General features: G+C 72.6%; 10 protein-coding genes. 3 read left to right on the forward strand and 7 right to left on the reverse strand.

The window, feature by feature from the left end; genetic code table 11:
- Both OM98_RS11785 and OM98_RS11790 read right to left on the reverse strand, forming a co-directional pair.
- Positions 1-180, reverse strand: a complete 180-nt coding sequence (locus OM98_RS11785) for a hypothetical protein (RefSeq protein ID WP_010534833.1) — start codon at positions 178-180, stop codon at positions 1-3.
- Positions 181-290: 110 nt separating this feature from the next.
- Positions 291-1,619, reverse strand: coding sequence for a glutamate-5-semialdehyde dehydrogenase (locus OM98_RS11790; RefSeq protein ID WP_010534834.1), 1,329 nt, complete (start codon positions 1,617-1,619; stop codon positions 291-293).
- Positions 1,620-1,687: 68 nt separating this feature from the next.
- Here OM98_RS11790 and OM98_RS11795 point away from each other — a divergent pair, with 68 nt between their 5' ends.
- Complete coding sequence (locus tag OM98_RS11795) at positions 1,688-2,743, forward strand: ribokinase (RefSeq protein WP_010534835.1); 1,056 nt, start codon at positions 1,688-1,690, stop codon at positions 2,741-2,743.
- 476 nt (positions 2,744-3,219) lie between these two features.
- Here the strand turns inward: OM98_RS11795 and proB are convergent, their stop codons facing one another.
- The 5 genes from proB to OM98_RS11820 all read right to left on the reverse strand — a co-directional run bounded on the left by proB (position 3,220) and on the right by OM98_RS11820 (position 10,169).
- Positions 3,220-4,425 carry a glutamate 5-kinase gene (gene proB / locus OM98_RS11800; RefSeq protein WP_010534836.1) on the reverse strand — a complete coding sequence of 402 codons (1,206 nt, stop codon included), beginning with the start codon at positions 4,423-4,425 and terminating at the stop codon, positions 3,220-3,222.
- A gap of 1 nt (position 4,426) precedes the next feature.
- Complete coding sequence (gene obgE / locus OM98_RS11805) at positions 4,427-5,959, reverse strand: GTPase ObgE (RefSeq protein ID WP_010534837.1); 1,533 nt, start codon at positions 5,957-5,959, stop codon at positions 4,427-4,429.
- Between the two features lie 149 nt (positions 5,960-6,108).
- A complete protein-coding gene (gene rpmA / locus OM98_RS11810; RefSeq protein ID WP_010534838.1) occupies positions 6,109-6,363 on the reverse strand; it encodes a 50S ribosomal protein L27 in 255 nt (84 codons plus the stop codon).
- 45 nt (positions 6,364-6,408) lie between these two features.
- Complete coding sequence (gene rplU, locus OM98_RS11815; RefSeq protein ID WP_029362835.1) at positions 6,409-6,717, reverse strand: 50S ribosomal protein L21; 309 nt, start codon at positions 6,715-6,717, stop codon at positions 6,409-6,411.
- Positions 6,718-6,983: 266 nt separating this feature from the next.
- Positions 6,984-10,169, reverse strand: coding sequence for an Rne/Rng family ribonuclease (locus OM98_RS11820; protein WP_010534840.1), 3,186 nt, complete (start codon positions 10,167-10,169; stop codon positions 6,984-6,986).
- Between the two features lie 442 nt (positions 10,170-10,611).
- Here OM98_RS11820 and OM98_RS11825 point away from each other — a divergent pair, with 442 nt between their 5' ends.
- Positions 10,612-12,168, forward strand: coding sequence for a cytochrome ubiquinol oxidase subunit I (locus OM98_RS11825; RefSeq protein WP_010534841.1), 1,557 nt, complete (start codon positions 10,612-10,614; stop codon positions 12,166-12,168).
- A gap of 19 nt (positions 12,169-12,187) precedes the next feature.
- Entirely contained in the window at positions 12,188-13,270 is a 1,083-nt protein-coding gene (gene cydB, locus OM98_RS11830; protein WP_010534842.1) for a cytochrome d ubiquinol oxidase subunit II, read from the forward strand.
- The last annotated feature ends 25 nt before the right edge of the window (positions 13,271-13,295 follow it).

The raw sequence follows: 13,295 nt of genomic DNA on the forward strand, positions 1-13,295 counted from the left end.
TCAGTGCTCGTGGGGCCCGGACTCGTCGTCCTCGCGGCCCTGGTGCTGGCCGCGGGTGAGGAAGGTCAGGCCCAGCAGCACGAGCAGGGTGAGGAGGGCGCCGCCGCCGATGAAGGCCGGGGAGATGCCCTCGGAGGCTTCGTGGCCGGCCTCGGCGAGGATCAGGAGCTGGTCGATCATTCCAGGTACCTTTCGACGGGTGACCGGGACATCATCCCACAGGCGGGGACGCCGGACGGGCCGGGACGCCGGTGTCGGCGCCCCGGCCCGTCACGGGATGGTGCAGGGTCTCAGGGGCGCACGTGGCCCTGGCCGACGACGACCCACTTGCCGGTGGTCATCTCGGGCAGGCCCATCGGGCCGCGGGCGTGGAGCTTCTGGGTGGAGATGCCGATCTCGGCGCCGAAGCCGAACTCGCTGCCGTCGGAGAAGCGGGTGGAGGCGTTGGCCATCACCACGGCGGAGTCCACCTCGGCCAGGAAGCGCTGCTGGCTGGCGAGGTCACGGGTGAGGATCGACTCGGTGTGACCGGAGGAGTAGGTGCGGATGTGCTCGAGCGCGGCGTCGAGGTCGTCGACCACGCGGATCGCGATCTCCAGCGCCAGGTACTCGGTCTCCCAGTCCTTCTCGGTGGCGGCCTCCAGCTCGGCCTCGACGCCGGCCTCGGCGAGCAGGGCGCGGGCGGTGTCATCGGCGTGGATGCGCACCCCGGCCTCGAGCAGCGGGGCGACCAGGCGGGGCAGGGCCTCGCCGGCGATCGAGCGGTGCACCAGCAGGGTCTCCAGGGAGTTGCACACCCCGACGCGCTGGGTCTTGGCGTTGACGACGATGGCGGTGGCCTGCTCGAGGTCCGCGGAGGCGTCGACGAAGACGTGGGTGTTGCCGGTGCCGGTCTCGATGGCGGGCACCAGGGAGTTCTCGACGACGCGGCGGATCAGGCCCTCGCCGCCGCGGGGGATCAGCACGTCCACCAGGCCGCGGGCGCGCATCAGGGCGTCCACGCCCTCGCGGCCGTGCTCGTCGATGCCGATGATGAGGTCCTCGGGCAGGTCGTGCTCGGCCAGCACCCGGCGCAGCACCGCGATCAGGGCGGTGTTGGAGTGCAGGGCGGCGGAGCCGCCGCGCAGCACGACGGCGTTGCCGGACTTGAGGGACAGGCCCGCGGCGTCGACGGTCACGTTGGGGCGGGCCTCGTAGACCATGCCGATCACGCCGAGGGGCACGCGCACCTCGCGCAGCTCCAGGCCGTTGCGCAGGACGGAGCCGCGGATGATCTCGCCGACGGGGTCGGGCAGGGCCGCGGCGTCGCGCAGCTGCTGGGCGATAGCGGCGACACGGTCCTCGTCCAGGGCGAGACGGTCGCGCAGGCCGGGGTCCATCCCGCTCGCGTCGGCGCGCTCGAGGTCCTTCGCGTTGGCGGCGACGATCTCGGCGGCGGAGGCGACGAGGGCGTCGGCCATGGCCTCCAGAACGGCGTTCTTGGTCTCGGGGTACAGGCGCGCGAGCTGCGGCTGAGCGTCCTTCGCGGCGCGGGCGGCGGCGCGGACGGCGGTCTCCACGTCGGGGCGCTCCTCGGCGGCCTGCTCGGTACGGGCATCGATCCGGGTCGGTGCAGTCATGCGCCCAGGGTAGGCGCGCAGGCGCCGCCGACCCCAGGGCACGCGCGGGGATCTGCGAGCATGGCCACATGCCCGCCTCCTCCGCCGATGACGCCCCCGCTGTGCCGAGTCATGCCCCGGACGCCGGAATCGTGGTGGTGCTCGGCTCGCTGAACGTCGACCTGCAGCTCGCGGTGCCGCGGCACCCGCGCCCCGGGGAAACGGTGCTTGTCCGAGGCACCGGGAGCGGCATCGCGACGGACGCCTCGACGAACTCCAGGGCGGGGGCTCCCGATCCGCGCCGCTCCCCCGGCGGCAAGGGCGCGAACCAGGCGCTCGCGGCCTCGCGGGCCGGGGCGCGGGTGGCGATGATCGGGGCGGTCGGGGACGACGTCGACGCCACAGTCGCCCTCTCCCTGTTGCGCGAGGACGGGGTGGACATGAGCGGGGTGGCGACGACGCGAGGGCCGACGGGCCTCGCGGTGGTGGCGGTGGATCCCGGCGGGGAGAACACGATCATCGTGGACCCGGGGGCGAACGCGAGCGTCGTTGCCGCGGCGGTGCGGGCCCACGCCGAGGTACTGGCCGAGGCGGCCGTGGTGGTGCTGCAGGGCGAGATCCCGCGGGTGGGCATCGAGAAGGCGGCGCGCCTGACCCGGGGCCGTCTGGTGCTGAACCCGGCGCCGGTGCTGGAGCTGGACGCCGAGGTGCTGCGCCGCGCCGACCCGCTGGTGGTCAACGAGCACGAGGCCGCGGCGATGCTGCCCCTGCTCGGGGTCGCCCCGCCGGACAGCGCGGAGACCGAGCAGGACGACGACCCCACCGAGGCCGAGGAGGCACTGGCCCGCGCCCTGCACGCCGCGGGGGTGTGCTCGGTCGTACTGACCCTCGGGGGCCGCGGCTCGCTCAGCGTGGACGCCACCGGCGTGCACCGTCAGGGCGTCGCGGACGTCGACCCGGTGGACACCACCGGGGCCGGGGACGCCTTCATCGGGGCGCTGGCCGCGCACCTCGCCGCCGGTGTCGCCCTGTCCGAGGCCGCCGCGCAGGCGGCGCGGATGGCCGGGGCCTCGGTCGCCGCCGCCGGGGCGCAGGCGAGCTATCCGGCGCGGGGCGCGACGCTGCCGCCCCTGCTCCCCCGCTGAGAGCACCTGCGAGCCGCGGGTTCCCACGGAATCCGGAGGCGACCCCGCAGGCTTCGCAGAGGAAGCACGCCTGGCGTCGCCCGTGCGGCGCCGCTCCCGGATCGGGGCCGGCGCCGACCACTGTCGACGGAAGGCCCTCCCCCGCGCATGGACTCCCGGCTGCAGCTGCTCGAGACCCTCGTGATCACCGCCACCACCCTCACCTCCGGCGTGATCGGCTACCCGCGCGGGGAGTTCGTGGCCTTCGCAGCCCTCGCCGCCGTGCTCGGAGCCTCCTACAACGTCGCCATCGGCATGATCGGCGGGCTCGCCTTCCGGGAGAACCCGCAGATCGGGGTCGTGCTCGGCGTGGGCCCCGCCCTCGTGGAGGGGATCCTGGTCGACCGGCTGCGGATCGCCCGCAACCGTCGCCGCCGCGCCCGCCGCCTGCCCGTTGTCTTCGCTCGTCGACTCCGCCCTGCGCGGGGATCAGCGCGTCACTCCTCCTCGGAGGCGGCCTTGGCCTGCTTCGCGGCGTCCGCGACCGGGGAGGAGATCATGACCATGTCGTCACGGTGCACGGCGGAGCGGCCGAAGCGGTCGCCCATCCGCTCGCGCAGCTCCTTGGTGGTCAGGCCGGCCATCGCGCGCAGGTCCTCGCTGGAGTAGCCGACCAGGCCGCGGGCGATCACCTCGCCGTCGGGGGCGGCGATATCCACCGGCACCCCGGCCGGGAAGGCGCCCTCGACCTCGGCGATGCCGACGGCGAGCAGGGAGCGGCGGCGGCCGCGCAGGGCCTCGGCCGCACCCGGGTCCACCGTGATCCGACCGGCGCCGCGGGTGGCGTAGCGCAGCCACACCAGGCGGGAGCGGCGGCGACCCTGCTGGGCCGGGAAGAAGGTTCCCACGTCCTGCCCGGCGGTGCCCTCCGCGAAGGTCGCGGCGGAGGTCAGCAGGGTGGCGGTGCCGGTGGTGGCGGCGTGGTGGGCGGCGTCGAGCTTGGTGACCATGCCGCCGGTGCCGACCTTCGAGCCGACCGAGCCGACGTTCACGTCGACCAGGGCGGCGAAGTCCTCGACCACGCTGAGGCGCTCGGCGTCGGGCTCAGCGGGGTTCTTCGTGTACAGGCCGTCGACGTCGGTGAGCAGCACCAGCAGGTCCGCGCCGAGCAGCTGGGCGACCAGCGCGGCCAGGCGGTCGTTGTCGCCGAAGCGGATCTCGTGGGTGGCGGTGGTGTCGTTCTCGTTGATCACCGGGACCACGCCCAGCTCGAGCGTCGCCTCCAGGGCGGTGCGCACGTTGCGGTAGGTCTCGGGGCGGATCACGTCGGCCTCGGTGAGCAGGAACTGCCCGGAGATGCGGCCGTGGGCGCCGAAGGCGGCGGACCAGGCGCCGGCCAGCAGCGCCTGACCGACGCTCGCGGAGGCCTGCTGGGTGGGCACGTCGGTGGGGCGGGCGTCCAGGCCCAGCGGGCCCATCGCCGCGGCGATCGCGCCGGAGGAGATCAGCACGACGTCCCAGTCCTGCTTGATGAGCTCGGCGACCTGATCGGCGATGACGCGCAGGGCGGTCTCGTCGAGGTGGCCGTCCGGGCGGGTGAGGCTCGAGGAGCCGATCTTCACCACGGCCCGGCGTGGCCCGGGGATGTCGGTGCGCGAGAGCAGCCGTGCCGGCTGGTGCGGGGCGTCGGGGACGGTGACCATGTCAGTTCTCCTCGTCGACAATCGTGGGGTCGGCCCAGTGGCCGGCCCGGCGTTCCTGGTCCATCGCCGCGAGACGCTCGGTGCGGGCGGCGGTGCGGGCCCGCTGCTCCTCACGCTTGTCCTCGCGGGTGGGTCGGTGGTGGTCCTCGAGGCGCGCGTCGGTGCCGCGGCGTCCCAGCAGCTCGGCGCCGCCGACCATGGTGGGCTCCCAGTCGAAGACGACGGCGTCCTGGCCGGGGCCGATGAGCACGGTGGAGCCGGCGACGGCGCCGGCGCGCAGCAGCTCCTCCTCGACGCCGAGGCGGTTCAGGCGGTCGGCGAGGTAGCCGACGGCCTCGTCGTTGGCGAAGTCGGTCTGGCGGACCCAGCGCTCGGGCTTGTCTCCCACCACGCGGAAGGCGGTGGAGCCGTCGTACTCCTCGGTGACCACGGCGAAGGGGCGCTCGTCGGCCGCGGCCGGGGTGAGCACGATCGGGGCGGCCTCCGGCTCGGGGAGGGAAGCGCGTGCCTGCTGCACGAGCTCGCCGAGGACGAAGGAGAGCTCGCGCAGACCCTTGCGGGAGACGGCGGAGACGTCGAGGATCGTCACCTCGCGCACGCCCAGGCGCTCACGCACCAGGTCGGCCATGTCGGCGCCGTCGGGCAGGTCGGTCTTGTTCAGCACGATCACGGTGGGGCGCTCCATCAGCGGCACCCGGCCGGAGCCGGTGTCGCCGAGGCCCGCCGCGTAGGTGGCCAGCTCGTGCTCGATGGTCTCGAGGTCGCCGATGGGGTCGCGGTCGGTCTCCAGCGCGGCGGCGTCCAGCACGTGCACCAGCACGTGGCAGCGCTCGATGTGGCGCAGGAAGTCCAGGCCGAGGCCCTTGCCCTGGCTGGCACCGGGGATCAGGCCCGGCACGTCGGCGATGGTGTAGCGGAACTCGCCGGCCTCGACGACGCCGAGGTTCGGGGCGAGGGTGGTGAAGGGGTAGTCGGCGATCTTGGGCCGGGCAGCGCTCATCGCGGCGATCAGTGAGGACTTGCCGGCGCTGGGGTAGCCGACGAGGGCCACATCGGCCACGGACTTCAGCTCCAGCACCAGGGTGCGCTCCTGCCCGGGCTCGCCGAGCAGCGCGAAGCCGGGGGCCTTGCGGTTCTTCGAGGCCAGGGCCGCGTTGCCCAGACCGCCCTGGCCGCCGCGGGCGGCGACGAAGCGGGTGCCGACGCCCACCAGGTCGGCCAGCACACGGCCGTCCTCGGTGGTGATGACGGTGCCCTCGGGGACCGGCAGCACGAGGTCCTCGCCGCGGGCGCCGTGGCGCAGGTCGCCCTTGCCGAAGCCGCCGGAGGTGGCCTTGCGGTGGGGCTTGTGGTGGTAGTCCAGCAGGGTGGTCGTCGAGGGGTCGACCTCGAGGATCACGTCGCCGCCGCGGCCGCCGTCGGCCCCGTCGGGCCCGGCCAGGGGCTTGAACTTCTCGCGCCGGATGGAGGCGGCGCCGTGCCCGCCGGCACCGGCGACGACATGCAGCTGGACGCGGTCGACGAAGGTGGCCACGGGATCCTCCTGGCGGTGGCGATGGGGAGAGACGGGGTCTGCCCGGTCTCAGGATGGCACGCGCGAGCGTGCTCTCTCATGCATCGAGGGGCGGAGTAGGAACTCCGCCCCTCGATGGAGCTGTGTCCCGGCGTGGCCGGGTGCGGCGATCAGGCGCTCTCGACGACGCTGACCACGCGACGGTCGCGCTTGCGGCCGAACTGGACGGTGCCCGCGGTGAGCGCGAACAGGGTGTCGTCGTTGCCGCGACCCACGCCGTCACCGGGGTGGATGGAGGTGCCGCGCTGGCGGACGAGGATCTCGCCGGCGCCGACGGCCTGGCCGCCGAAGCGCTTCACGCCGAGGCGCTGCGCGTTCGAGTCGCGACCGTTCTTGGAGGAGCTTGCGCCCTTCTTATGTGCCATGAGGAGTGACCTTCTCTCGAGTGCTCTCGGATACCGGGGCGAGGATCAGGCGATGCCGGTGATCTTGAGGCGCGTGAGCTCCTGGCGGTGGCCCTGGCGCTTCTTGTAGCCCGTCTTGTTCTTGTACTTGAGGATGCGGATCTTGGGGCCGCGGAGATCCTCGACCTTCTCGGCGGTGACCGTGACCTTCTCGAGGTCGGCCTGGGCCGAGGTGACCTTGTCGCCGTCGACCAGCAGGACGGGGGCGAGCTCGACGCTGTCGCCCGCCTCGCCGGCCACGCGGTTGATCACGACGGTGTCGCCGACCGACACCTTCTCCTGGCGACCGCCTGCGCGGACGATTGCGTACACCACGTCACTGCTCCATCTTGGTTCGATCATGTATCAGGTCTGCTGCTGTCCTGCGGCCACGCCCGCGGACCTGCGACCGTCGACCTGCTCCCGACCCTGCGGGGACCGGATGGCCCGCGCCGTGGGGCCACGGAGGGGAGGTGCGGTCGCGCGGGAGCCGGAGGCTGCACGACGGCGGCGCGAAATGCACCACGGGACAGCTTACGGTCCGCTCCTGCGGGGGTCAACCAGGGATGGCCGTGCGACCTGCAGGAACGCTGTGGAACACGTCACCCCTGGGAGGGTTCGGCATCCTCGTCCGGGGCCTCGTCCGAGGCCGGGTCCGGGGTGGCCTGCAGGGCATCGTCCGAGGTCTCCTCCGGGGAGTCGGCCGTGACCGGCTGCTCGTCCCCGCGCGGGGCCGGCTCGGCCTCCTGCGGGGCGGGCTCGGGGGCGTCCTGCGTCTCGGCCGTCTCGGCGTTCGGTGCGGGCTCCGCATCCGGCGCCGGGGCGTCCTCGGCGAGGGTCACGACCTGGCCGTCGACCACGACCTCCGGCTGGCTCTGCTGGCCGGTGGATGCGGCGGCGATCGAGGCGATGGTCGCCTTGGCCAGCGCCCGGGAGTCGTCGTCCTGGAGACGGTGGACGTCGGAGGAGTCCGCCGCGCCGGAGCCGTCACCCGAGACGTTGCCGCCGGATCCGTTGCCGCCGTTCCCGCCGGATCCGTTGCCGCCGTTCCCGCCGCCGGTTCCCGAGGTGTCCTCGCCGTCCTTGGCGCCGCGGCCCTTGCCCCGACGACGCTTGCCGGAGCGGGGTGAGGAGCCGATGGACTCCCCCGCCTCGACGTGCTGGTGGGGCTCCCCGTCGAGGTCCACCACGAGGCCGCGGCCGGCGCAGTGCTCGCAGGAGGTGGAGAAGGTCTCCACCAGGCCCTGGCCGACGCGCTTGCGGGTCATCTGCACCAGGCCCAGCGAGGTCACCTCGGCGACCTGGTGCTTGGTGCGGTCCCGGCCCAGGCACTCGACCAGACGTCGCAGCACCAGGTCGCGGTTGGACTCGAGCACCATGTCGATGAAGTCGATGACGATGATGCCGCCGATGTCGCGCAGCCGCAGCTGGCGCACGATCTCCTCGGCGGACTCGAGGTTGTTCTTGGTGACGGTCTCTTCGAGGGTGCCGCCGGAGCCGGTGAACTTGCCGGTGTTCACGTCGACCACGGTCATGGCCTCGGTGCGGTCGATCACCAGGGAGCCGCCGGAGGGCAGGTAGACCTTGCGGTCCATCGCCTTCAGCAGCTGCTCGTCGATGCGGTACTTCGCGAAGACGTCCTTCTCGCCGACGTGCGCGGTGACCCGCTCCAACAGGTCGGGGGCGACGTCGGAGACGTAGGAGTGCACGGCGTCGTAGGCCTCGGAGCCCTGCACCACCAGGGAGGTGAAGTCCTCGTTGAAGACGTCGCGGACCACCTTGATGGCCAGGTCCGGCTCCTGGGACAGCGCCACTGGCGCGGTCTTGGACTTCTGCGACTTCTGGATCTTGTCCCACTGGGCGCGCAGACGCTCCACGTCGTGGGTCAGCTCCTCCTCGCTGGCCCCCTCGGCGGCGGTGCGCACGATGACGCCGGCGTCCTCGGGGATCAGCTGGCGCATGATCTTCTTCAGCCGGGCGCGCTCGGTGTCGGGCAGCTTGCGGGAGATGCCGGTCATGGAGCCGCCGGGCACGAACACCACGTAGCGGCCGGGCAGGGAGATCTGGCTGGTCAGGCGGGCGCCCTTGTGGCCGATGGGGTCCTTGGTGACCTGCACCAGCACCGAGTCGCCGCTCTTGAGGGCGAGCTCGATCCGGCGCGGCTGGCCCTCCAGGCCCACGGCGTCCCAGTTGACCTCGCCGGCGTAGAGCACGGCGTTGCGGCCCTTGCCGATGTCGACGAAGGCGGCCTCCATGCTGGGCAGCACGTTCTGCACCTTGCCCAGGTACACGTTGCCCACCATCGAGGTGTGGGACTTCTGGGCGACGTAGTGCTCGACCAGCACGTCGTCCTCGAGGACCGCGATCTGGGTGCGGCCGGAGCGCTCGCGCACGATCATCGAGCGCTTCACGGACTCGCGACGGGCGAGGAACTCGGCCTCGGTGATGACGTTGCGCTTGCGGCCGTTGTCGCGACCCTCGCGGCGGCGCTGCTTCTTGGCCTCCAGGCGGGTGGAGCCCTTGACGGCCTTCACCTCGTCGCGGGCCTCGCGCACCTTGACCACGGTGTTGGGCGGGTCGTCCGGGGAGTCGTCGGAGTCCGAGGAGCCCGAGCGGCGACGACGACGGCGTCGGCGGGAGCTGGAGCCGGAGGAGCCCTCGTCCCCGTCGCCGGAGTCCTGGCCGCCCTCGGCGGAGTCCTCGCCGGCATCGTCGGAGCCCTCGGCATCGTCCCCGGCCGAGCCCTTCGCAGAGCCCTTGCCGCGCTTCCCGGAGCCGCGCTGCGACCCGCCGTCGCGCTCGCCGTCCCGGGAATCCTCGGAGCTGTCGGAGTCCCCGGAGTCCTGGTTCTCGTCCTCGTCGTCCTGGCCGCGCTCGTCCTCGCCGCGGCCGCGACCGCGACGGCCCCGGCCACCGCGGCGGCGGCGGCGTCGCGAGGAGCCGCCGGAGGACTGCTCGTCCTCGCCGCCGTCCTGCTCGTCCTGGTCGTCGCGCTCGGAGGAGGCGTCCTCGTCCGCGGCGTCGTCCCGGTCGCTGCCGGAGCCGGTCTCGTCGCGCGACTCGCCGCCGCGGGAGCGACCGCGCCCGCGACCGGAGCGGCTGCGACGACGGGAGGGGCCCTCGCGGGTCCCCTCCTCGTTGCCGTCGTCCTGCTCGTCGCTGGTGTCCTCGGCGTCGTCGGAGCCCCGGGGGTCTCCGGCATCCTCGGCCGCGGGGGCGGAGGGACCGACCGTGGTGCGGCGCTGGGCGGGGGCGGGGGCCTGGAACAGCAGGGAGGCGAAGTCGAGCTGCGCCTTCTCGCGGCGTGCACGGTCGCTCTCGGCGTCCTCGCCGTTCTCCGCGGCATCGCCGCCACGCGTGGTGGCCAGGGCCTTGAGGTCGTCGGCCACCGAGCTGCCGGCGGGGGCGCACTGCCCGGCCTGCTCGGTGGGAGTCTCCTCGGCCTCCTCCGTCTCCTCCTCGGGGGCGGCGGGGGCCACGGGCTGGGCCTCAGTGGGGGCCACGAAGACAGGGGCGCCGGCCGGGGAGCCGGCGCGGCGACGCTGCTTCTTGGCGGGGGCCTGCTCGGCCGGGGCCGCACCCTGCGCGGGCACGGCGGTCTGGTGCGCGACCGAGGTGCGGGGCGCCTCGGGAGCAGCGGGGGCGGTGTCGCCCTGCTCCCCGCTGCCGGTCGGGGCGCCCGCCGGGGCGCCGGCGCGGCGGTGGGAGCGGCGTCCGCTCGGGGTGGAGGACTGCTCGGTCGAGGCGCTCTCGTCCGTGGGGTCCGCGGGGGTGGTGCTGTCGGGCATGGTGCCGTCTCCTCGTCACGGGTCCAGCGCACCCTGGCCCCGCCTGTCATCGTCCCTGAGGACGGAAGTCTTCGGCCCTCGCCGTCGCGCGGCTCCCCTCGGGGAGCGCAGCGGGTCGAGCTCGGGAGCGGACACGGTCGCGAATACCGCGTGGCCGGTGCTCCGCCGCCTCGACGCCGGGAGGTTCCTCCGCCCGGTACGGGGCGGAGAAGTGCCTGGATCAGTATGGCACAGCAGTGGACAGCGGGACCGGGGACATGCCCGGGACGGACCACGGAACGGACGAGCCGGGCGTGACCTCCCCGTGACCTGTGTGACGCTGCCCTCTCCGCTGCGACCTGAGCTCATGTGCCCCTGGCCCGGAAGAGGGACGATGGTCCCCTGGCACCCCGTCGGACCGACCTAGCTTCGTGACAGCGTGTCCATCTCCCCGGGAGGATTCATGGAAGCCCTCGACCTCGCTCGGTGGCAGTTCGGCATCACGACCGTCTACCACTTCATCTTCGTGCCGCTCACCATCGGCCTCTCGCTGCTGGTCGCGATCATGCAGACGGTGGCGGTGCGCGCCACCGACCCGGTGCGCAAGGACGCCTGGTTCCGGATGACCAAGTTCTTCGGCTCGATGCTGATCGTGAACTTCGGCATCGGCATCGCGACCGGCATCGTCCAGGAGTTCCAGTTCGGCATGAACTGGTCCGAGTACGCCCGCTACGTGGGTGACGTGTTCGGGGCGCCCCTCGCCCTGGAGGGCCTGGTCGCCTTCTTCCTCGAGTCGGTGTTCCTGGGCCTGTGGATCTTCGGCTGGGACAAGCTGCCCGAGAAGATCCACCTGCTGACCATCTGGGCCGTCGCGATCGGCACCACCGCCTCGGCGTACTTCATCATCGCCGCGAACTCCTTCATGCAGCACCCCGTCGGCGCGGTGCTGAACCCGGAGACCGGTCGCGCGGAGCTGGACCCGGACGGCGGCGGGCTCTGGGCGGTGCTCACCAATGTCACCACCCTCGCCGCCTTCCCGCACGTCATCGCGGGCGCCTGGCTGGTGGCCGCCGCGTTCCTCACCGGCGTCGCCTCCTGGCACATGGTCACCCACCACAACCGGGCCCGGCAGCGCGGCCTGGACACCCCCGACGGCGCCTATGAGCAGGAGGTCGCCACCACCCTGTACCGGCCCACCGTGCGCTTCGGCGTGGTCGCCATGGTCCTGGCCGGGATCGCGCTGATCGTCTCCGGGGACTTCCAGGCGCAGATCATGTTCAAGCAGCAGCCGATGAAGATGGCCTCCGCGGAGGCGCTGTGCGAGACCCAGGAGGGCGCGCCCTTCTCGATCCTCACCATCGGCGGCCCCGACGCCTTCGACCAGGACTGCTCGAGCGTCACCCACCTCATCGAGGTCCCCTACCTGACCTCCTTCCTGGCCACCCACACCTTCGACGCCGAGCTGCAGGGTGTGGACGACGTGAACGCGCAGTACCAGGAGCAGTTCGGCGAGACCGTCACGGACATCCACGGCAACGAGGTCGAGGCCGACTACCGCCCCAACCTCTTCGTCACCTACTGGTCCTTCCGCTTGATGATCGGCCTGGCCGTGTTCAGCGCAGTGCTGGCCCTGTGGGCGCTGTGGCTGACCCGCGGCAAGGGCGAGAACGCCCGCACCACCGGCTCGAACCTGTTCAAGTGGTTCGCGGTGCTCTCGATCCCGATGCCCTTCCTGGCCAACTCCGCCGGCTGGGTCTTCACCGAGATCGGCCGCCAGCCCTGGGTGGTCGCCCCCAACCCGGACGACCCGACGGTGCGGCTGATGACCCTGCAGGGGGTGTCCAGCCATCCCACCTGGATGGTGGTCACCTCGCTGGTGGCCTTCACCCTCGTCTACGGCGTGCTCGCCGTGGTCTGGTTCCACCTGATGCGCAAGGCCGCTCTCAAGGGCGCTCCCCTGCCCCAGCGGGATCCCGAGACCGACGAGCTCGACACCCCGACCCTGTCCTTCGGCTACTGAGAAGGGAGCGCCTCAGATCATGGACGCCATGCTCGATCCCACCGCGCTGCAGACGCTGTGGTTCGCGATCATCGCCTTCTTCTTCACCGGCTACTTCGTGCTGGAGGGCTTCGACTTCGGGGTGCAGATGAACGTGGCCGCCCTCGGCCGCGGCTCCACCGCGCGGCGCGGCACCATCCTGCGCACCATCGGCCCCGTCTGGGACGGCAACGAGGTCTGGGTGATCACCGGCGGAGCCGCCATCTTCGCGGCCTTCCCCGAGTGGTACGCCACCCTGTTCTCCGGCTTCTACCTGGCGCTGCTGCTGCTCCTGCTGGTGCTGATCGTGCGCGTGTGCGCCTTCAAGTACCGCGACAAGCAGGACTCGCCGCGCTGGAAGAACTCCTGGGACGTGATCCACGTGATCGGCGGCTTCGCCCCCGCGCTGCTGTGGGGCGTGGCCTTCTCCAACATCGTGGCCGGTGTCGGCATCGATCGGAACCACTGGGTGACCACCTCCCTGCTGGGCCTGCTGAACCCCTTCGCACTGCTGGGCGGCCTCACCTTCGTGCTGCTGTTCTGGCTGCACGGCACGCTCTACCTGACGCTGAAGACCGAGGGTGAGCTCCGTGAGGACGCCCATCGCCTGGCCGGGATCCTGGTGTGGCCCACCATCGTGGTCGGCGCCGCCTACCTGCTGTGGTTCCAGCTCGCCCACAGCCACCAGGCCTGGACCTGGGCATCCATCGCCGTGGCCGCCCTCGCCCTGATCGCCGTGGTGCCGCTGGCCCGGATGCGCCGCGAGGGCTGGGCCTTCGCCGCCACCTCGCTGGCGATCGCCGCCGCCGCGATCACCCTGTTCGGCGGGCTGTTCCCCTTCGTGATGCCCGCCAGCAACGACCTGGCGAACTCGCTGACCGTCGCCAATGCCTCCTCCACCGCCACCACGCTGACGGTGATGACCTGGGCATTCGTGATCATCATGCCGCTGGTGCTGGCCTACCAGGGCTGGACCTACTGGGTGTTCCGCCACCGGGTCTCCGGGGACGAGGGCCCGGTGCCCGGCAGCGGCCTGGTCGAGAAGGCCCGCCGCGGCTACCGCCAGGCCTTCGAGCAGGACTGAGCCGGACGGGGAGGGCCGCATCGTG

It is taken from the genome of Brachybacterium squillarum M-6-3, from assembly GCF_000225825.1.
GTDB lineage: Bacteria > Actinomycetota > Actinomycetes > Actinomycetales > Dermabacteraceae > Brachybacterium > Brachybacterium squillarum.

Excerpts from the sequence above, each read along its gene's own strand:
- OM98_RS11785 (WP_010534833.1), bottom strand. The coding sequence starts at position 180 with ATGATCGACCAGCTCCTGATCCTCGCCGAGGCCGGCCACGAAGCCTCC.
- cydB (WP_010534842.1), top strand. The coding sequence starts at position 12,188 with ATGGACGCCATGCTCGATCCCACCGCGCTGCAGACGCTGTGGTTCGCG.
- rpmA (WP_010534838.1), bottom strand. The coding sequence starts at position 6,363 with ATGGCACATAAGAAGGGCGCAAGCTCCTCCAAGAACGGTCGCGACTCG.
- OM98_RS11795 (WP_010534835.1), top strand. The coding sequence starts at position 1,688 with ATGCCCGCCTCCTCCGCCGATGACGCCCCCGCTGTGCCGAGTCATGCC.
- OM98_RS11790 (WP_010534834.1), bottom strand. The coding sequence starts at position 1,619 with ATGACTGCACCGACCCGGATCGATGCCCGTACCGAGCAGGCCGCCGAG.
- proB (WP_010534836.1), bottom strand. The coding sequence starts at position 4,425 with ATGGTCACCGTCCCCGACGCCCCGCACCAGCCGGCACGGCTGCTCTCG.
- OM98_RS11825 (WP_010534841.1), top strand. The coding sequence starts at position 10,612 with ATGGAAGCCCTCGACCTCGCTCGGTGGCAGTTCGGCATCACGACCGTC.
- OM98_RS11820 (WP_010534840.1), bottom strand. The coding sequence starts at position 10,169 with ATGCCCGACAGCACCACCCCCGCGGACCCCACGGACGAGAGCGCCTCG.